Here is an 18,784-nt window from a genome sequence, read left to right on the forward strand (position 1 = left end):
ATCAAAAAATGCCTGAAACTCTCGGACGAAAGAGATTCAGGCATTTCAAAAAACGAAATGAAATGAAAAAGAAACTTAACGTTTGGAGAACTGTGTTCCTCTTCTCGCTTTGTGAAGACCGTATTTCTTTCTTTCCACCATTCTTGGATCCCGAGTAAGAAATCCTTCTTTTTTAACAGCTGGACGGAACTCCGGTTTGATTCTGCAGATCGCTCTTGCGAGTGCGTGACGAATCGCGCCGACTTGTCCAGTGATTCCCCCGCCGGAAACGTTTAAGTTGAGATCATACTTATCGGTTACGTTCAGGAGAGTCAGAGGGCGAATAGCCTCATCAATGATAGATTTGCGGTTTTGAAGATATTCTTTGATATCTTTGTGGTTTACGGTAATTTTACCGGAACCTTCTTTGATTTTTACGCGGGCAACGGAGGTTTTTCTTCTTCCTACTGCCCAGATTTCTTTTGCGGGTGCCATTCTTAAATCGGTCTCCTTAGAATTCCAGTTTCACAGGCTTTTGTGCCTGGAGGTTATGTTCAGCACCCGGAAATATTTTGCAATGGGTGAGCATTTTGTCTCCGAGTTTGCTCTTAGGGAGCATTCCTTTGACTGCCTCATAGATGATCTTTTCAGGTTGTTTTGCGATGAGATCTTTGAAAGAAGTTTCAGTCATCCCACCCGGATAGCGAGAGTGATGATAATACTTCTTTTGAGTTTCTTTGTTACCAGTTACTTTCACTTTAGAAGCATTGATAACAATGATGTTGTCTCCACAATCTTGGTTAGGAGTAAAAGTTGCTTTGTGTTTTCCGCGAAGTCTTGCGGCAATCCCGGAGACAAGTCTTCCGAGGGTCTTTCCTTCCGCATCCACTACGAACCAGCCTTTTACGGCGTTTTCTTTCGTAAGAGAAGGAGTTTTATGTGCTTTTGATAATACTGACATGAAAATCGTCCTGTAGGAGCCAGATTTTCGCTCTGACCCCCAAAGTCAAGAAAAAAGAACCAAAGTACCGGAAAGGAAGCGTTTTAGGCGTTGAAGAGTTTTATCTTTTCCTTCCGATTTGTGAGAGTTCCTACTTTTTTCCTTTTGGAAAAACGGGGAATCCTCTTTTCTCATTTTGGGCGATTCGCTCGCAGAATTCTTTTTTAAAAAAGGCTCGCGACTGCGCTTTTTGCTCCAATTCCTTCGGAATTTCCGCGTCAATCGCGATCGCGGAAACTTTTTGAAAGAGAAACGTTCTTCCGAGAAAAACTCGGAAAAAATGTGAGAGTTCCTACGTTTCGAAAAGGAGGAATTTCTGAACTCAAAAACCGAGGAGTTCTCATATTAGGCTGGTGTTTAAACGATTTAGAGAGATCTGGCAAAAGTTTCTAAAAAGTCGGAACTCATACTTTTTCATGGATCGCGAAAAGGTTTCCTGAATTCGGGTCGGATGAGAAAAAGTCGGAACTACATTCAGTGGAATGAAGGTTTCGGAAGCGGCCGCTCACTTACGTTCGCTGAACTAAAGTGCCACTGCTTCCTGAACTCAAGATCTCGTTCCCTATGGGTCACTCGATCGGGCACAGCGGCAGGGATCGAGCGGGGTCCGAAGGACCGGAGCGGAGAGCCCCGGTCCCGCGGGTTCATTCGAAAAATCTAAATTTACCGTAGAACAAACGCGGGAGCCGCCCAAACTTTTTTTACTTACATTCGCTCTTGAGTTTTGTCGAGATCGTAAGCTCTACGTCGGGCCAGAGTTTGGAAATTCCGTCCTTTCCTTTGTGAAGATCGTTGCAGACTTTGTTCAGGGCTTCGACGGAAGAAAGGGCCTTGTAATCTCCCAGTTCGATCTTTGCGCTCGCTTCGATTTGAGATTCTTCCTGAATCGTAAAGTTAACATCGATCTTTTTTGTCACCCCGTTGAAGCTCAGTTGAACCACACCCTTTCCCGCCTTCTTCTCGGAATTCAATTCCGCAGATAAAACCTTTCCTTCGATCTTTCCATTCTTCCTTAGAGGAAAAAAGAATGCAGACTTGATCTTTGCGTCTCTCTCGTTGTTCCCGGAATTCACCGTATTCGGATCGATCGTAAACTTCAGTCCCTTCAGAGCTTTTTCCGGAGACTTCCCGGACGAAGTTCCGTCCACTTCAATCTTATCGAAAGAACCTCCGACCCCGGTCTTCTCCGTAAATTTGAAGGCCTTCCATCCAAACTTTGTGGATGTATGATCGTAAGTGTAAGAACAGTTTTTGTTTTTGGCCGGTTCTTCTGAAAATCCGGCGACAAATGGAAGGAGGATCAAACAATAGAATAGAATGATTCGTTTCATAGTCTCTCAGACTGATCCGAAATCTAAGAAAGTCAAGATTTTTGAAGGAAAATTCGAATTTGAAAGAATCGGAAATCATCCGCGTCCTTTATCCTCCCGGATCTTTACAGACTGACGACTGTTATCTGGACGAAGAAGGTCGGATCTACACCACGGACACGATCTGCGAAGGGACACATTTTCGTACGGAATGGAGCGGCCCCAGAGAAATCGCTAAAAAACTCGTGGAAGTAAACGTCTCCGATATCGCCGCCGGTGGTGGAGTTCCCACAAAAGCTTTCTTAAACCTCGGACTCAGCGCAAAATTTTCAAACGAAGAATGGATTCTCCCCTTCTCACAAACGCTCGAAGAAACCCTTTCCTCCTATGGAATCAAACTCTGCGGAGGGGACACCTATCGTTCTCCTTCCCTCAATCTTACCCTCACCTTGGTCGGAACTACGACTCTTCCTTGGAAACGCTCCGGCGGGAAAAAGGGAGATTTTCTCTATCTCTCCGGTTCCGTCGGCCTTTCACAGTTAGGTTACAAACTTTTGAATGAACACCTCAACGTCCCGGAACCTCTCCGAAACCTGGCCCTGGAAAAACATCTCACCCCAAAAGCAAGACTCAATGTTGCCAGAGAACTCTCTCGAAGTTTTTTAGTTTCTTCTTGTATGGACGTTACGGATGGACTTCTCCAAGATCTTCCTAAACTCGCGACCTCTTCCGAATTGGGTTTTGAAATTTTTCTGGAAAAGATTCCCCTCATCGAAGGCATTTCTTCTCTTTTGAATTTAGGAGAGATCTTAAGTTCCGGAGAAGAATTGGAGCTTCTTTTTTTAAGTCCCCAGGAACTCCCGAGCACGTTAGGCGAAATTCCAATGACAAAAATAGGAACTACGACCTCGGATTGGAAAGGAGTTCGTTATTTCGAGAATGGTTCGGAAAGGAAGTTTGCATATTCAGGTTTTGAACATTTCTGATCTTTTCTTTCAAAGATTCAAGATTTTACTTCGAAATCTTTTTTTTCTACGCATCTTTTCTCTAAGTGGAAGGGACGATCTCGTTCTTTTTTCGGGTTAAGATCAAATTCTTTCAAACCGTTTTCGTCGTGTCTTAGGCTTTAAAACCGAATTCAATTCAAACTTAAGAATCCTAGAATATTCAAATTTACTACTTTAGAATTCGTTAGAACAGAATGTCCCCGTAAATTCTATCTCACGGGGACTTTAAGTCCGATTTCAAGTTTTTTTCGTTCCGACTTTCTTTGTCCGTAAAAATGAAATCAAAATTTTCCGGGTTCATTGTTCGACGCAGTAGATCTTTTTCGTGTTGTTACAACTGTCTCCCGCGTTGTCGTCCAAACCGGTGATGCTCGTTGAGTTCGCGATTCCTGTAGAACCAGTTCCCGCCGTACTCGTAAATCCATTACAAGTATTCGCGTCTTCCGACCAAGTCCAAGGTCCGGTACCAGTTATGTCGATTCCAGTCCAGATTCCGTCCGCGGCGCTCCCGGTTCCGGCAACAAGAGGGAATGGAAACTTTTTATTTACGTCCGTAGTTCCGACCCAAGTTCGATTGTCCCCCGACTGAAAATAGGCGACTTTCGATTTCAAAGGCCAATCCGTCGTGCTTGGATTTCGAAGAGTTCCCACCCACAAAAGCGCTTTGTAGGTTCCGGTTGATGGTTTGTTTCCATCCGCGTTACAAAGGGCGTCGGCCGTTGTTACGACCGCGTTCGCATCGGCTCCAAAGTTACCGTTATGCGTGCTTGCTGAAACGAAAATTCTTCTGCCAACCGGAGTTACGGGCGCCGTCGTATCCGACGATGCGATCGGATACGCGGGACAATTTGCAACACTTCCCACGGTCGTATTCGTATTTCCGGCGGTGGTCGTGTCCTTCCAGGTATATTTATATTCTAAGCCGAGGATTCGGTTTCCGCTCGCACTGGTCGGAAGATCGGTAAACCCGGGATACTTTGTAAAAACAAGATTTCCGTTGATCATCGTATAACTAAAACCGGTTGCGTTAGTCGCAGTTTGAGTTCCGGTCGGAACAACGTTCGCTGCGATAAAATCCGTTCCGTCGATGTTTCTTGTATTGGGAATCGCATACAATTTCACGCTTCCCGGACTGATATTTCCGGTAACGGGAGCGCTTCCTGTCGGAAACAAAGCAGTATTCGGATTTCCGGAAGTAAAGGTCCGGTTCCAAGTAGCATCATATTTTCCTAATGGATATCCGCCTTGGAGCGCGACCATATTGTCAACGATCGAATTTAAGTAATTGCTAATACTAACCGAGGTTCCGCAAAGAGAAGTCACGCCTCCTCCGCTCGTAGTCGCGATATCTTTTAAAGAATAGACCATATCGTCTCGACCCAAGTTGTTCGGAGTATTTAAGAGTTGATTGGTAAGAGTCGTATTTCCGATGTTTGCAAGGGTTCTATAGTGCGCGACCTGCCCGCTCGTCGCCCATTGTGTGGAACTCGTAATTTCTCCCTTACAAAAGACTTCAGTCTTTGTATGAAAGTTGGTAAGAGTAATAGTAGAATAAGCCGATGGATCGATACTTTTTGCGGTGTCGATCGTTGTATAATCGTTGCTCTGCGAGTTGAGCGCTATGATTCCATATACCTTCGTGTTCGCGCGGTCTGCGAAAAGGTTTAAGATCGTATTGATCGAAGCACTTCCCGTAGCTCCCGTCGAAGTGTTTCTCAAAGAATCCAAGTAGTCCGTGTAGGTTCTTCCACTTCCGAGAACGGGAGTTCCCGCACTTCCCGCATTGTAATACAAGGGGCTCGTTGGAAACGTAACCGATCTCGTAGCAGGAAAGGAAGAAGGAGAATCCAAAGGCCCCCAAGGAGTCGTGGTGGCTCCGAAGTTCGCATTGAAACTATCCCAGTGATTGTACATATCTCCTTCGTCGGTGATGATGATCACCGCGGTCGGAACCGAAGTTCTTCCCAAAGCGACTTTTTTACTCCAAGCGTTCTGGTTTGTTCCGTTACAAGGATCTTCCGAAGCGACGGAGGTGATCGAACACTTGTCTCCATTCGTTGTTCTTCCGCTTGAAGAACAATACGGCTGCGCTCCCGAGCAACGAGTGCCTCCGGAAGAACTGTCCATCAAGGCGCGGGTCGCCATAAAAATACCGGACTCGAATTGACCACCGTTGTTACCAATGGCGTTTAACGTATCTGTAAACGTAGTTCGATCCGTAGAAGAACTCACGTCCAACCAGACCCCGTTGTCCCCGGAAGGAGACTGAAGCTTCCAACTGTCAGTAGTAATCACGGCGATTCTTGCGTTGAGTCCGACGGTCGAAACCCGATCGAAGAAAGCGAGCATCTTACTCTTGATCGCGGTTTGAATCGGAGTCATCGTATCCGAGTTGTCGATTACAAATAAAAAGTCAGCTTTCGGGGGAGCCTTTGTTGGAAGTGTTTCTCTCCAAGTGCAGGAAACGTTTCTTAAATCCGGAGGCGAAGACCCGCCTCCTCCCAGATTCCCATCCACGAGAGAAGAATAAAGATCCCAAGCCCCCGCTCTCACAACGGTCACTTCGTATTTTGAATCGACCGTCGCCGTACAACTAGAACCCGTAGCGGTTACTCGGATCGTAACGATAAAAGAAGTATCCGTCGAAGCGCCGCTCGTAGAACCGATGTTTTGCGAACTATCGTTAAAGATCTTTTTTTGAATTTCATTCCGAACCCATTCCGTAGTCCTTTGCTGATCGGTCTGGAGAATGAATCTCGCAGATTGAGCTCCACTCGTAACGGAACCAAGATTGATCAAACTGTAAGAAGCAAACGTTGGAGAAGGAGGAGGCGATTCCGCGGAAGTAGAATCGTTTGCCAAAGAGGAAAGCAAAGAATTAAGAGCGATCGTAGGACTGTAGATCTCGGGAGCCGAACAGGAAGAACCTCCGGACTTTGTAACGATAAAACCCGAAATCGACTTATCCTTACCGTCGTCGAAACAGTTTCCGATCGTAAGAATCGAACTGGAAGTTCCGGAAGGACAACCCGCCACCAAACCCGCAGGAAGAGAAATCGGAAGACCGGTGGGGGTGTTCAAGATATTGGTCAGTTGTTCGCTGATTCCAAAGAGCGCATAACTTGCCGCATCACTCACCTTTTTACAAGAAAACGTCTGTGAAATGAGAAGCAAAAAACAAAGTTGAAAAAGAAGAACTTTAGAAAGAACGGAAGAAAGGAATGGAATGCGAGTCTCTTTAATCATGAAGCTTAAAATCCAAAATTGGAATGTATGCTTAGTCCGACGAAAGAAGCCCGAAGAATCAACCGTTGTGACTATTTTTTTTCGTCGAAAACGTTAGTTTTCTTTAAATATTACGTCGAAAAGACTAAATAAATTAGTATGAAATTCTCATAAAAGGAAAACCTCCAAATTCCCGCCCGAGAATCTGCATTAAATATATTGAATATACACTTCGGAATCAGAATGAAACGAACTCTTAAACTCTCGGGTGACAGCGCTCAAGATCAAACAAAACACATGATTCTTTCCTTATGGAAGAATTCTCCGATGAAAATAAAAAAGCCCTTCGAAAGAGGATTCTTTTTTCTCTGGATTCTTCTTTTTGCGGTTTCCTGTTCCGGATTCTCATCGAACGTCAAAGATTTTACCAATTCTTCCGCCTTTCGAAAGTTTTGCGGTTGTCCGCCCGCCAGTTCCGTACCAGTAGAAAGCGGATCGCGAGAAGAAGCGTTAGGAAGATTACCCGAAGGTGCGTTAGATGATTTAGGAACTCCTAATTATTTAGAAAAAGTTTTTACCGGTATCAAAGCCGACTTCGAATACAGCGGGACCAAGTTTGATACCGTCGCAGACGGATTGGAAACAAAGGGAATCGCCTTAAAGAGAGTCACAGACGAGAATAAAAAACTTCGAGAGATTCTTTTGTTAATCGACGGAGACGTTTCCTTCCCTTCCGGCAAAGCAACCTTGACCCCTGCCGCAAAACTTCTGATCGAAAAAATCGCAGACGCGATGAACGCCTACCCCGAAACAAAAGTTCGAGTCGGCGGACATACGGACAGCGTCGGTTATTTTTACGCCAACCTAACACTCAGTAAGGCGAGAGCCAATTCGGTAAAATCGGAACTATCAAGAAAACATAATCTTCCTGAAAACAGATTCGGAGAAGTCGACGGCTACGCCGATAAATTCAAGATCGTAGACACGATGCTCGCAGAACCCAGAAACAGAAGAACCGAAATCTACGTCGGCACAGTCCGTCTCGTTCTCTAAAAAAGAAACGATACAAATCTCTTAAGGAACGATTCATTGAAAACGACTCGAAACAAAATTATCATTATTCTAATATTCTTATTTTCTAATTTGATTCTATACGCGCAGACCGAAACGAAGCCAAACCCGACTCTCGAAGGAGATTCCGGACAGAATTCGAAAGCAGCTTCCTCGATTTCCGGAAAGTCGATGCAGCGCTATTTGGAATCTTTTGATCATAGACTTCGTTTTAGACTCGGAGCCGGAATGGGAGATCTGAGCCCTGCGATCCTGGATGAAACCGGACCCTCTTGGTTGAAAAATTCCTTATTTAGGCAGATCAACGATCCCGGAGCTCCCCTCGCGATCCCTTATACGGAAGCTAAGAATTTGGATATCTTCTCTCAACACGCAGACATCTCTTACGGATGGAAGAATAAAATCGATCTCATCTTGAGTCAGGATAGCATTTCCGGTAAATATGGAAGGGAGAATCCGGCTTCCGTGAATTTTCTTTCTCCGAGAACCGATCGATACTACGCATCCGCGTTTGAAGGAAAAAGATTGATCAACTTCCGAGGAGTTTCGAAAACATTAAGACTTTCTTATACACATCCGATCTTGAGTTGGCTTATGATCGGACCTTCCATCGGAATCCATCGTTATTCGGAAAGAAACGAGGTGAGCTTCGGCTCCTATTCCGTAACAAGAGAGACTAACGTAAATCCGAATCAGGTCACATGGAGCATCGGTGGAAGCGTGAACGCGGAATATACAATGTCCGGAATTCTTCCAGGAATTTTTATGAAGGCAAAAGTTTTTCCTTGGTTGGAAATTCGATCTCGCTTCGAACTTTTAAATCGAAAAGGAAATTTCTCTCTCTTTGGTTCCCAAGTCTTGGAACAACAAAATGCGAGCGGACAAGGAACTTATCTCGGTGCAATTCCCATCTACGCGGGAAATGCAAAAGATACGGGGACGATCTTTATGTTGGAAGCTTCTTTGAGATATTGTAGATTTTCCTTAGACATAGGGATTGTCCGTCAAGATATCAAAAGAAAATACAATTCCTACTTCGGTGATACTGTGGGTTCTATTGCAAGAGCAGATTATACGGCGGGAAGTCAAGGAATCGGTTTTTCAGAACTTTCCTCAAGTTATAAACAGACTATAAACGAAATCTATATTATGCCCGGGGTTTCCTTCCATCTGGAAGACGGACAGATTTACTGAGAGATTCCCTTTGGAAAAACATACGATCATTCCAAAAGAAATCTATTTTGAAAAAAACTCGGATTAGAGATACAATCCGAATCCAAAGATACCGATCTGGTTTTGAATCGGATCGGAAGAAATCTTTCCGATACGAACTTCTGATTGCGATTGTTCGGCTTCCAAGAAGAGATAACCTCCTCCGAAGTTTACTCGCAAACCTAATTTAGCAAACCCTCTGTAAGAATAACAATTCCCGGAACAACTTCCTGCTCCAATTCCCAACGCAAAGTAAGGATCAAATGTTTTACGGGGACGAGCGTGAAAGGTCGGTCCAACATCAAAGTAAGTTATGGTATCTTGTATTTTAGTATCCGTTCCTCCAGTCAAAAGCGGAAGAAGATAAAGAATGGAAGTTGATGCCGCCGTGGAAGAAGAGGACGACGTTGGTGAAAAAAGAGCCTGGATTGTCAACAAAGGAGCAAGTTGATCCATTGCGCTTTGTTTTAATTTCAGATCGAAAACGGTGCTAGACATTCCAAACAATAATCCGACATGGCCGGGCAGATATTCTGCAAAAAATCTTCCATGATACGTGGAGCCAGAATAAGAATCCTTCGAAGAACCGGAAGATAACAATAACGGAAGAAGTAGATTATTTGAGGAAGTGGACGAAGAAGTTAGAAGCAAAGGCAACAAAGCGCTGCTGGAATCCTGAGACGGGACCGTATATTTGGCACTACCAGCTCCAAAACCGTATTGAATCGACCAATTGCTATTTTCATAACTTCCACTCGGCCTATCTGAAGTTTGGGATTTTTCCTGCGCTACGATTTCGAAGGCCAATAAGCCAAACACAATCAATAAAACTAATTTTAGAGTTTTCATTTTTCCTACTTACTTTTTTTAAAACAAGTAAGAAAATTAGAAACATAAGACAACAATAATATGTTTTTAATGTAAAAATAGGAACGTAAACACAACCTTGTTATATCAAAAAAGATTCTTGATTATTTTAGAATTAAATTTTGTACTCATGGACCTGTCTGATCCCCAAGAAAAATCGGATATAACAATTTCATTCAATAAGGCATCCCATTCTTTAGCTTACTTTCGGATCCAAGAAACAAGACTCCAGATGAGAGGAGCTCCGTGAAGATACAACCCGGGAAGCCAAATCGGAACCAGAAGAAAATCAGGTTGTGTGTAAATAAATAGACCGGCTCTGGAAATCATTCCTTCCATCAATGTTCCCGCAATCGCAAGAAAAATAGAGAACAAAGCCAATTGTTTTCTTTCTTTCGCAATGGAAATTCTAAAAATCCAAAAAAACAGATAAGAAGCGGCGAGCCAATATGGATACGTTGCAAAAAGCCCGCTCGCAAAGTAAGCGGCTCCAAACAAAAGGACGCCAATGAGAAATTCTTTGGTTTGAAATTCATCCATCTCTTTTCGAAAAAAGAGAACTCCTAAATACATAAAAAAAGTTGCAAGTAAGAATTGAGGAGCGACCCACCAAGCCTGACCCCAGAAGCCGACATGAAAGTATTTTAGAACTCCGTATTGTACATGAATCTGATCGCAAACTGCAAGGCCAATTCCGCCTAATATTAAAACGACGATCAACCGTTTATAATTTTCCTGGATTCTTAGATTCAGAGATAACATCCGATTCTCCTATAAATGGAACTTTTAGCATCTTTCGATTTTCGCGACCGAATTTAACGGAATCCGTCTTCAGCGCAATCAATTCCTAAGAATCGAACTTCGCTTTCTACGTTTCCAATTTTATGATAAGGTCATAAACCGAAATTTTAAGAATGTCGGTTTATTAAATTCACAAGAGAGTCTTGTTAGAGGAGTGAAGTTGCGCATTTGGAATGCACAACATTTTAAACTGCTGAGTCAAATCCAAACTACTTGTTACAAGCGCCGGGTGGAGGAAATTGAGGATTTTGTGTGTAACAATCCGAGCCGGACTGAGACTCTAAGGATAATAATTTTAATACACCGACTGGATATTGAGCGTTCTGATTGTATGAATTTTCCCAATCAATTCGATAGTTTCCTTCTATTGAAGACTTTACAAGCGTTCCTTTGAGTGTGCTGTATGCTCCTCCGTTTTCGGAACAAGAACGCACGTTAACTCCCGAAATTTCTAACCATGACTTTGGCGTAGGGCCTCCATCAATACAACTGCCTACCAAAACCCAATTTCCATCCAACTGTCGTCTCGATTCCTTCAATTCATTACTTGAGTCCTTACATTGGATTGCAAAAATCAATATAAGTATAGACATAAGTCTTATGAGATTTTTCATATTCTGCTCCTTGTTCCTTCTTTCCTTAAAATGGAAAACGGGCACAGTATGGATATTTATATTCATTTGTGTCAATTATTTATTTAATATATTCTAATTAAATAAATTAGAATGTTCTAGATCATCATTCTCCGGATTCAGGCCAGTAGCATCATGCCGACTTTAACCTAAAAGCCGAAAAACTAGGATAGAGATTTTTTATCGCCATTGGAACAGAAGAAGAATTAAAGGCGGAGAATTCAGTCTTTGCGAATCATGGGAGTTCCGTTCTTTTTTTGTAATACATCGATTCGGAAGAGGACGTCTCAACGTAGAATTTGGCGAAGTTCAGGTGATTTTTATAAAGTTTTGTATTTTAAGAGATGCTATCGTTTGCGCGTTTAGGCGAACTTCGCATAATTTCGGGAAGCGACTCCAGAGGAGACTACAAAGTTTGATTTTGGGAGGCTATACGAAGTTCGTATAATTCTTTATAAGGTTTCACATTTTTAATGAAACGTTATTTTTTGTGCGTTTAGGCGAACTTCGCATAATTTCAGAAAATGACTTCAGAGGAGACGACAAAGTTTGTTTTTAAGAGTTATACGAAGTTCGTATAATTCTTTATAAGGTTTCACATTTTTAAAGATGTTATCGTTTGCGCGTTTATACGAACTTCGAGTAATTCCGAAAATCCTGCGACTCAAGCTTCGCGATTCTTATGTAAAAACGTCGTTAAAGATCTGTAACTCCGATTTACACTTTCTGAAAAGGACATCCTTCGCGTGTTTATACGAACTTCGTATAATTTCGCTCCAGTGTGGACGGCAAAGTTCGATTGAGGTTTATGCGAAGTTCAAATGATTCCAAATATAGTTTCGCATCGCTAAGTATGCGATCCTTCGCGGGTTTATGCGAACTTCACCTAATCCCGAAAACAGCTCCAGTATGAGCCACAAAGTTCGATTTCCGCGCTTATACGAACTTCGCCTAACTCGACAATTTCCTTCTTTCTCAGAAAGCGTTAGTTTAGCTCGAACGTTTATACGAACTTCGTCTATCACCCTTTCTCTGCAAGATGGCTTTGCTACTCGGACGATGCCCGTGCTATGTAAAACCTTTATACAGGCTGCAAACAACGTAAGACCTGAAAGAACTCTTCTTTTCTCGCGATCGTTGGTGCAACGCAGATTCCCGTTTATAGACGGCTTAGCCTCCCAACGAGCGACATATTTTAATTGCAGAGAAGAATCCAATCGGTTGAATTGTTCCATTCGAACAGAGAGGGAAAAACAGAGATGAAGATACTTAAGTGGGCACTTGGAATATTGGGAGCGTTTGCCCTTTTCCTCGTAGTAACCTTTTACGCGGAAATTCCTAAATACGAATACAAACCGACCACCTTGCATTCCGACTTTGATAGTTATTATAAAGAAAAACTTCAGATCAGCCTTTCAAAAAAAGCAAGGCCCGGAAACGAAGAAAAATTGGTTCGTTATTCTCCCGGAAAAACGGAAATCGCAATTCTTTATATTCACGGCTTTGGAGCCTCGCGCGCGGAAGGTGAAGAAGTAACTGATAAACTCGCGAAGGATCTCAAAGCAAACCTCTACTATCTTCGTCTCCCCGGACACGGAACCAACTTAGAAGATCATAGAGACACTGGCTTCGATCAGATTCTGCAAGATGCCGAGACCGCTTTTTTAGAATCCGAAAAACTCGGAAAAAAAACGGTTCTTATCGGAACGAGTATGGGCGGTTTGATCTCCACGTATTTGGCCGCGAAATATCCTGACAGAGTTCACGTCTTAATTTTGGCTTCCCCCTTCTACGATTTTACAAATCCATTCGGAGGACTCTATCAATTCTCTTGGGGAAAAGAATTCGGACATCTCCTTCTTGGCAAAATTAGAAAGTCGACGGAAGAACAGAAGAGAGATCCTGCCAGTGCATTCTGGTATCGAGACCAATATCTCGCGGCGGTTCAAAATGTTTCCGACTTGAGAGAGTTTGTTCTCAATTCGGATCCTTTTTCAAAGATAACCTCTCCCGTTTTGATGTTCTATTATTTCAAAAACGATCAGGAACAAGACAAGTCCGCTTCCGTAAAATCGATGTTAAACGCATTTGATAAGATTCAGAAGAATGGAAAGGCGAGTTCTTTTAACAAAGCGGTTCGTTTAGAAAAAGGAGATCACGTCCTTTTTTCCAAATATATGGTAAGTGATAAGGAAACAATCCTCAAAGAAACAGAGGAATTTATCAGGAAAGTTTTGCCGGAAACGAAATAACAGAATTTTAATTCGGATTAAAATTTACGAATGTATGTTTGTAAACCTCTTGGATTCCGCGAGGTTTACAAACATCAAGAAGCCTACTTCTTCCGTTTTTTAGCGGCTGCCTTTTTCTTCGGCGCTTTTTTCTTCACGACCTTTTTCTTGGTCTTAGGTTTCACCTTAGTTTTCGGTTTAGCCTTTTTAGCAGCAGACTTTTTAGCCTTTGCCGCTTTCTTCTTAGGAGCGCTCTTTTTCTTAGCGGAAGCTTTCTTTTTCACTGCCTTCTTCACGGTCGCTTTTTTAGGAGCAGCGCCCAGATTAGAAAGTGCAAAGAGAACGGCGCTATCCGATAAAGAATCCCAATCCTCTTGAAATTCATTCGGAATCTGAAGCCAATCTTTCATCGCTCTTCCCTTACCGGAAGGATCGAAAAGTTTCGCGCCTGGATAACGTTCGATGATCTCGGAGATTTTCTCCGCGCCGAGTTTTAGAACGAGCTCGCCTTGGAAGAAAGCTCCGAAGGGCTTTCCGTCTAAGTTAAGGGATTCGAGACCGAACCACTTTCCTAAGGAAGCTTGTTTGTGTTTGTTTACAAAGTTTTCTGAGAAGACTTCAAAGTTAGAATGAGACATGCGACTAAGAGAATTCTTTCTTGAGAGTTTTCAAGAAATAAATTTTTCTGATCAATGCAACCAAAGATTTACGATGCTCGCACCGTGTATTCGAGGCTGAGTCTTCGCGTGAGAATCGCTTAAAAAGATCGTTTCTCCATCCGAACCCAAGTCCCAGAGCTCCCCCCTTAAGAATACGTTCATCCCAAAAGAGGCTCCGGACTTCGAGATTCTCCCGGCTAAAGCGTATTTCAACCAAGCTTCACCTTCTCGAATCGTTCCAATATCGCCTTTTTGAATATCGGAAGGGTTCTCCGAACCGTTATAACCCTTCCAGACTTCATCCATAGCCCCATTTGAAGAAACAAAAGACGGAACGACGATTATATTCACATTCTGTTTTCTGAATGTTTCGTAGACCGCCGGATACCAGGAATCCGCGCAAACCAAAATCCCGATCTTGCCCGCGGGTGTGGATATTGTTTTGAGATCTTGAAGAGAAGAAGCTCGGACAAAGGGCTTTTCGTCGTCCACGGGATAAATTTTTAAGGAAGAATTCTCAGCGACCTTGCCATCCGGAAGAAAAACAAAGGATCCGTTTTGTAAAGGCCCTCTCCCGATTCTTATGATACCTCCTTCTACAGAAGGTTCGGGAAGAAGAATGGAACCGGCTACGATCGTAAGAGAATATTTTTTGGAAAGTGTCGAAAAGGCATTTTGATAAGCGAAGAGCATATCTTTTGACTTCATCCGAAAGATCGCATCGGAAACTCGGTCCTCCCCTTTCGCTTGGACCCAGTTCCAGATAAAAGAAAAAAAATTACTCAGGACCAGATTCTCCATTGCCGTCTGAATCCGATCCGCGCCGTAGACGGATTCCTTTTCCCCCGAGACCACAAGCCAAGTCCCCAAATATTCAGGAAGGACGACGATCGTCTTTGGATTTAGAAAACCTCTCTTCTGAGCGAGGACGAGATAAGATTCTATCTTTTCCCGAAACCGATCGGCGCTCGAATAGTCTTCTTGTAACATCCAAGGTTGAATTCCTAAAAGGTTTCCCTTAGCAAAGTCCTCTCCGTCGTCTAACGTTCTTTCCAGACGAGTTTGGACGGAGTTTTCGGAAGGAGATCTTCCTGTATTGGACCAGATCGTATAAAAACTAAAAAGAAAAATCAAAGAACCAATGAGAAATCGTTTTGTAAGAATCATCGCAAGACAAGTTGCTTCTCTTTTTGATTTCACTCAACTCTATTTTTTAAATCAAAACCGGGAAATGCGCGAGACTTATCGCTGAAACTCTCCTTCTCACTCATGATGGTTTTAACGCGGAGGCCGACAAGATGCGAAGAGGATGAGAAACCCGTCGAGGAAAAGAACTTCCTCGACGCTGCTTGAATCACTTAAATCTATATCTCGACTTATATGAGTAGTCTTTACTTATCGTTTCGGTTCCGATGGTTCCCGAAACATGGACGGTCTCGTCGACGGAAATGTAAGCATTGTCAAGGTCGCTCATGTTTTCCAAGGTCAGCTTCGAATTGTTTCGAGTGAACGTAACGTCAAATGTTGGAAAAAGATATCCGTTCACTTTGTAATTGCTAGAACGAAGTCTTTGAGTTCCGCTAGCAGTCACTTTGTAAAGCGAGGCCGTGGAAGAAGGATCTACGGTTTGAGACAATGAGAAATCTTGTAAAAGTTCTCCGTCCAACAGAACGACGGTGGATGAGTTTTCAGACGATTCGATTAAAGGAGCGATAAAAGAACAAGACGTATAAACCGCCTTGACGCCGTTCAGCTGAATCGTAGTGGTCGCACCGACTGTGTTAAACGTAATGTCTCCGGAAACTGTAGCACTTCCGCCTCTTGGACAATTCTGAGTTTGGCTCACGACCACAAAAGGCGAAACACTTCCGTTCGAATAATTTCCCGCTCCGCCGCCACCGCCGTTATTGAGATTTAGGGAAGCGTACAAACCGGAAACGCCGGGATTTTTAGGCGCAATCGCCGCAAGCAGAAGCAGGTTTTGATCATCCGAAGATGAATTCCCCTTACTGTTGCATTGAGCAAAAAAGAGCGCAAGAACAAGCGCTACTGAAATTTTTTTTAAAAGCATAATCGAATCCTCCTAATGGACTGACCAGCTTACGAAAGAAGGAACGGACTTGTGCCAGAAAAAAATTAAAATCGAATCGCAACTCCGGCAGAAATTTCTTTCGTCTGAACGGAGACATTCATTTTCGGAACGAACGTCCAGTCTTCGAATTTATAACCGAAAAAAGCATCCATAAGCAAAACAAAAACAAAGGCGGAAAGATAGGCTTCCTTCTCTTGTTCATAACGTCCCTTCTGTAGGATTTGACCGTTCGTCAAACGAATCTTATGCGACTCGGAATAGGAATTATTTACAAGGGCAGTTAGCAAAAGGTTCGTGCTTCCCGAGGCCAAGGCAAGGAAGACGTAAGGAGGAGGCATAATCGGATGACGACTTTTATCCAGGGACTCCACGGAATTCAAATAGAGATAATTTTTATGAACGAGAAAGAGTTCGGCGAGAATGAAAAAAAATCCCAAACCTTTGACGGAATAAGAATCGGACCGAGCCATCCGAGACCAACCCGGTATCAATCCTTCGGAGAAAACGGCAACACCGGATTTTTTCGGCTTTGTTTCCGATAGATTGTTAGAGGAGGAAGCTTCTTTGTTAATTATTTCTGTTTTTGAATTCGGTTCAAGAATTCGAGCCGACTTGGGAACGTCATCGGAAACAAATATTTTTAGAACCTTCGAAAGAGGAATGCTTTCAATTTTGCCGTTCGGATGAGAGATTTCGAAACCGTTCGCTACTGGTTTAATCTTTACGTTTTCTATTCTTCTGCCATTCTTTAAGAGCACCGACTTGGCGCTCAGATCGAGACAAAACAATAAACTAAAAATCAGAAGCGGGCAAAAGCGAGTAAAGGTTCGCATTCTCGAAACAGAAAAACCCAATGCTTTACATAAGTCAACTCGGTTATCAAGGCGGCCCCTACTTCTCTCAATTAAGATCTCTAACGTTCGAAATTTAAAAAAGATGTCAAGAGTCGTACAAATCTCCCCAATTAGGAATAGGAAATAATTATTTTCCTTCACAAAAGTTTTAAAAAGAATTTTTTTTTGATTTTAGCTGGCACTTTTCTTTCAGTCATCTCGTTATTTGTTTTAGAATGAGTGAAAACTCCGAAGTTAGAACATTCGATTTTGACGGTTTGTATTCGAGAAATTACGAGAAGATCTTTCGATTCCTGATGAGCAAAGGCGCTTCTCGGGAAGAGGCGGAAGAGATCTGTCAAGAAACGTTTATCAAAGTGCTCCATCATTGGGAGAATTTTGATTCTTCCAAAGGAAGTGAGAGTTCTTGGATGATAACGATTGCAAAAAATCAATTCTATGATCTGGTGCGAAAGAAAAATTCGACTCAGAACAAGGAAATCGGAAATTCCCAAAAATTTATCGAGTCGATCGCTCAAGACGGAAGAGAAAATGAGGATGAAACTTTTCAACTGGATCTATTAAAAGAAAGCTTGGAAAATCTTCCTGCGTTGGAAAAGAATATCATCCAGCTTCGTTATATTAAAAAACATACGATCAAGGAAACGGCGGAATTACTTGGAATTTCGGTGAGAACGGTAAATAGGAAAACATACGCTTCATTGACCGTATTGCGTTTGAGATTGCAGAGATCTGATTTCGGTTTGGAAATTTAGGAGGTAAAAAATGGATAACGAAAAATATTCCGGCCGAAGAACGCGCATGCAAAAAGCCTTAGCCAACGAAATGACAAGATCCGAACTTTCCGAATTCTTATCGAACGAAAAATCCAAAAAAGAATTTTTCTCTCTGATGAAACTCAAACACAAGATCGAATCGATCGAAGACGTTTCTAAAAAACAAAATGTCTCGGAATTCTTTCCTAAAAAAAGAAGTTTCGATTTTAAAATCGGCCTCTTAGTCGCTGCTTCCTTCTTTTTGATTTCTTCCTTTGCCGTTTACTTTCGCTTTTTTAGCGAGATCAAACAAGAATTTGAAATCGTAAGATCGGTCGTCACAGGGGTTTGCAAAGTCGAAAATGAAAAACAAACCCTCAAAATCAATTCCGGAAATGATTCTTTTTGCGATTTCAAGATCGAAGGAGAGTTGGGTCTGATTTTGAGAGTATTTCCGAACACCGAGTTTGAGGTCTCTAAAAATGACGAAACATTCTCTCTCCAACTAAATTCTGGAATCGTAATATTCTCGACTCACAAAAAAAATCCTTCCACGAAGGTTCGTGCGACGGTTCACAAAATTCAGTCGGAGCTATTGGGCACGACACTTACCCTGATTTCAGAAAAGAGTTCGGGACGTTACCAAATTCTTGTCTTAGAAGGCGGAGTGCGAGTAAAAACAGGACTTTCCGAAAATCGTAAAAGTTACGATGCGTTAGTCGGTTATTCCGTCTTGGAGGCGGAAAATCCTCAAGAGCTAACAATGGATTCGGAGTTAAAGATAATAAAAACGGAAGCAAGTGATCAGGCAAAATACTCGGGGCTTTCCGAAAATTCGAAACGTTTGTTAAACGATAAAGATTCGAAACACGATCCGGAAACCATTTCTTATCTGAAAAAGGAGATCCAGATGGATTCGGGTTCCGCAAATCCGGTTTATAGAATCACTCTAAAAAATAAAAAAACCTATCTGGGGACCGTCGAAGAAAACGAGAATTCTTATATCTTAACCGATTCCGAAGGAAACCGCAAAGAGATCGATAAAAAAGAAATTTTAGAATTGGAATTGGTACAATAAAAACCTAAAGA

17 protein-coding genes are annotated in these 18,784 nt (G+C 42.6%); 6 read left to right on the top strand and 11 right to left on the bottom strand.

Translation table 11 applies throughout. The annotated features are described in order from the left end of the window. Nucleotides 1-75: 75 nt before the first annotated feature. From rpsI to A0128_RS14005, 3 genes are all read right to left on the bottom strand, one after another. A complete protein-coding gene (rpsI, locus tag A0128_RS13995; RefSeq protein WP_069608080.1) occupies nucleotides 76-474 on the bottom strand; it encodes a 30S ribosomal protein S9 in 399 nt (132 codons plus the stop codon). 16 nt (nucleotides 475-490) lie between these two features. Continuing rightward, nucleotides 491-940, bottom strand: a complete 450-nt coding sequence (rplM, locus tag A0128_RS14000) for a 50S ribosomal protein L13 (protein WP_069608081.1) — start codon at nucleotides 938-940, stop codon at nucleotides 491-493. A gap of 740 nt (nucleotides 941-1,680) precedes the next feature. Next, entirely contained in the window at nucleotides 1,681-2,310 is a 630-nt protein-coding gene (locus tag A0128_RS14005) for a YceI family protein (RefSeq protein WP_069608082.1), read from the bottom strand. 41 nt (nucleotides 2,311-2,351) lie between these two features. Here A0128_RS14005 and thiL point away from each other — a divergent pair, with 41 nt between their 5' ends. Further along, nucleotides 2,352-3,275: a thiamine-phosphate kinase gene (thiL, locus tag A0128_RS14010; protein ID WP_069608083.1), complete on the top strand. Its 924-nt coding sequence runs from the start codon at nucleotides 2,352-2,354 to the stop codon at nucleotides 3,273-3,275. Between the two features lie 318 nt (nucleotides 3,276-3,593). On the opposite strand, the gene A0128_RS14015 is transcribed toward thiL, so the two are convergent. Then, a complete protein-coding gene (locus tag A0128_RS14015) occupies nucleotides 3,594-6,542 on the bottom strand; it encodes a DUF1554 domain-containing protein (protein ID WP_069608084.1) in 2,949 nt (982 codons plus the stop codon). Nucleotides 6,543-6,764: 222 nt separating this feature from the next. Between A0128_RS14015 and A0128_RS14020 the strand changes: the two genes are divergently transcribed. Together A0128_RS14020 and A0128_RS14025 are read left to right on the top strand one after the other, a co-directional pair. After that, nucleotides 6,765-7,574: an OmpA family protein gene (locus A0128_RS14020; RefSeq protein WP_245667161.1), complete on the top strand. Its 810-nt coding sequence runs from the start codon at nucleotides 6,765-6,767 to the stop codon at nucleotides 7,572-7,574. A 36-nt stretch (nucleotides 7,575-7,610) separates the two neighbouring features. Next, complete coding sequence (locus A0128_RS14025; RefSeq protein ID WP_069608085.1) at nucleotides 7,611-8,786, top strand: hypothetical protein; 1,176 nt, start codon at nucleotides 7,611-7,613, stop codon at nucleotides 8,784-8,786. 63 nt (nucleotides 8,787-8,849) lie between these two features. Here the strand turns inward: A0128_RS14025 and A0128_RS14030 are convergent, their stop codons facing one another. The 3 genes from A0128_RS14030 to A0128_RS22150 form a co-directional block, all read right to left on the bottom strand. Beyond that, complete coding sequence (locus tag A0128_RS14030) at nucleotides 8,850-9,653, bottom strand: hypothetical protein (RefSeq protein ID WP_069608086.1); 804 nt, start codon at nucleotides 9,651-9,653, stop codon at nucleotides 8,850-8,852. Between the two features lie 219 nt (nucleotides 9,654-9,872). Next, complete coding sequence (locus A0128_RS14035; protein WP_069608087.1) at nucleotides 9,873-10,433, bottom strand: DUF2878 family protein; 561 nt, start codon at nucleotides 10,431-10,433, stop codon at nucleotides 9,873-9,875. Nucleotides 10,434-10,681: 248 nt separating this feature from the next. Continuing rightward, nucleotides 10,682-11,086 carry a hypothetical protein gene (locus A0128_RS22150; RefSeq protein ID WP_156781847.1) on the bottom strand — a complete coding sequence of 135 codons (405 nt, stop codon included), beginning with the start codon at nucleotides 11,084-11,086 and terminating at the stop codon, nucleotides 10,682-10,684. Nucleotides 11,087-12,363: 1,277 nt separating this feature from the next. Between A0128_RS22150 and A0128_RS14045 the strand changes: the two genes are divergently transcribed. Continuing rightward, a complete protein-coding gene (locus A0128_RS14045) occupies nucleotides 12,364-13,356 on the top strand; it encodes an alpha/beta hydrolase (protein WP_069608089.1) in 993 nt (330 codons plus the stop codon). A gap of 83 nt (nucleotides 13,357-13,439) precedes the next feature. Here A0128_RS14045 and A0128_RS14050 read toward each other — a convergent pair whose 3' ends face one another. The 4 genes from A0128_RS14050 to A0128_RS14065 all read right to left on the bottom strand — a co-directional run bounded on the left by A0128_RS14050 (nucleotide 13,440) and on the right by A0128_RS14065 (nucleotide 16,919). Then, nucleotides 13,440-13,973: a DUF773 domain-containing protein gene (locus A0128_RS14050; RefSeq protein WP_069608090.1), complete on the bottom strand. Its 534-nt coding sequence runs from the start codon at nucleotides 13,971-13,973 to the stop codon at nucleotides 13,440-13,442. A 51-nt stretch (nucleotides 13,974-14,024) separates the two neighbouring features. Continuing rightward, complete coding sequence (locus A0128_RS14055) at nucleotides 14,025-15,161, bottom strand: nitrilase-related carbon-nitrogen hydrolase (RefSeq protein ID WP_069609306.1); 1,137 nt, start codon at nucleotides 15,159-15,161, stop codon at nucleotides 14,025-14,027. Between the two features lie 187 nt (nucleotides 15,162-15,348). Then, on the bottom strand, nucleotides 15,349-16,065 hold the full coding sequence (gene srp / locus A0128_RS14060) for a sigma factor SigX-regulated lipoprotein (protein ID WP_069608091.1): 717 nt from the start codon (nucleotides 16,063-16,065) through the stop codon (nucleotides 15,349-15,351). Between the two features lie 65 nt (nucleotides 16,066-16,130). Continuing rightward, nucleotides 16,131-16,919, bottom strand: a complete 789-nt coding sequence (locus tag A0128_RS14065; RefSeq protein WP_069608092.1) for an LA_0442/LA_0875 N-terminal domain-containing protein — start codon at nucleotides 16,917-16,919, stop codon at nucleotides 16,131-16,133. A 236-nt stretch (nucleotides 16,920-17,155) separates the two neighbouring features. Between A0128_RS14065 and A0128_RS14070 the strand changes: the two genes are divergently transcribed. Together A0128_RS14070 and rsx are read left to right on the top strand one after the other, a co-directional pair. After that, nucleotides 17,156-17,695, top strand: coding sequence for an RNA polymerase sigma factor (locus A0128_RS14070; RefSeq protein ID WP_069608093.1), 540 nt, complete (start codon nucleotides 17,156-17,158; stop codon nucleotides 17,693-17,695). Between the two features lie 10 nt (nucleotides 17,696-17,705). Continuing rightward, nucleotides 17,706-18,773 (top strand): LIMLP_03685 family anti-sigma factor, encoded by a 1,068-nt coding sequence (rsx, locus tag A0128_RS14075; RefSeq protein ID WP_069608094.1) that lies wholly within the window; start codon nucleotides 17,706-17,708, stop codon nucleotides 18,771-18,773. Nucleotides 18,774-18,784: the final 11 nt, after the last annotated feature.

Origin of the sequence: Leptospira tipperaryensis, from assembly GCF_001729245.1 — a bacterium.
GTDB lineage: Bacteria > Spirochaetota > Leptospiria > Leptospirales > Leptospiraceae > Leptospira > Leptospira tipperaryensis.

Excerpts from the sequence above, each read along its gene's own strand:
- rpsI (WP_069608080.1), bottom strand. The coding sequence starts at position 474 with ATGGCACCCGCAAAAGAAATCTGGGCAGTAGGAAGAAGAAAAACCTCC.
- rplM (WP_069608081.1), bottom strand. The coding sequence starts at position 940 with ATGTCAGTATTATCAAAAGCACATAAAACTCCTTCTCTTACGAAAGAA.
- A0128_RS14005 (WP_069608082.1), bottom strand. The coding sequence starts at position 2,310 with ATGAAACGAATCATTCTATTCTATTGTTTGATCCTCCTTCCATTTGTC.
- A0128_RS14015 (WP_069608084.1), bottom strand. The coding sequence starts at position 6,542 with ATGATTAAAGAGACTCGCATTCCATTCCTTTCTTCCGTTCTTTCTAAA.
- A0128_RS14020 (WP_245667161.1), top strand. The coding sequence starts at position 6,765 with ATGAAACGAACTCTTAAACTCTCGGGTGACAGCGCTCAAGATCAAACA.
- A0128_RS14030 (WP_069608086.1), bottom strand. The coding sequence starts at position 9,653 with ATGAAAACTCTAAAATTAGTTTTATTGATTGTGTTTGGCTTATTGGCC.
- A0128_RS14035 (WP_069608087.1), bottom strand. The coding sequence starts at position 10,433 with ATGTTATCTCTGAATCTAAGAATCCAGGAAAATTATAAACGGTTGATC.
- A0128_RS22150 (WP_156781847.1), bottom strand. The coding sequence starts at position 11,086 with ATGAAAAATCTCATAAGACTTATGTCTATACTTATATTGATTTTTGCA.
- A0128_RS14045 (WP_069608089.1), top strand. The coding sequence starts at position 12,364 with ATGAAGATACTTAAGTGGGCACTTGGAATATTGGGAGCGTTTGCCCTT.
- A0128_RS14050 (WP_069608090.1), bottom strand. The coding sequence starts at position 13,973 with ATGTCTCATTCTAACTTTGAAGTCTTCTCAGAAAACTTTGTAAACAAA.
- A0128_RS14055 (WP_069609306.1), bottom strand. The coding sequence starts at position 15,161 with ATGATTCTTACAAAACGATTTCTCATTGGTTCTTTGATTTTTCTTTTT.
- srp (WP_069608091.1), bottom strand. The coding sequence starts at position 16,065 with ATGCTTTTAAAAAAAATTTCAGTAGCGCTTGTTCTTGCGCTCTTTTTT.
- A0128_RS14065 (WP_069608092.1), bottom strand. The coding sequence starts at position 16,919 with ATGCGAACCTTTACTCGCTTTTGCCCGCTTCTGATTTTTAGTTTATTG.
- A0128_RS14070 (WP_069608093.1), top strand. The coding sequence starts at position 17,156 with ATGAGTGAAAACTCCGAAGTTAGAACATTCGATTTTGACGGTTTGTAT.
- rsx (WP_069608094.1), top strand. The coding sequence starts at position 17,706 with ATGGATAACGAAAAATATTCCGGCCGAAGAACGCGCATGCAAAAAGCC.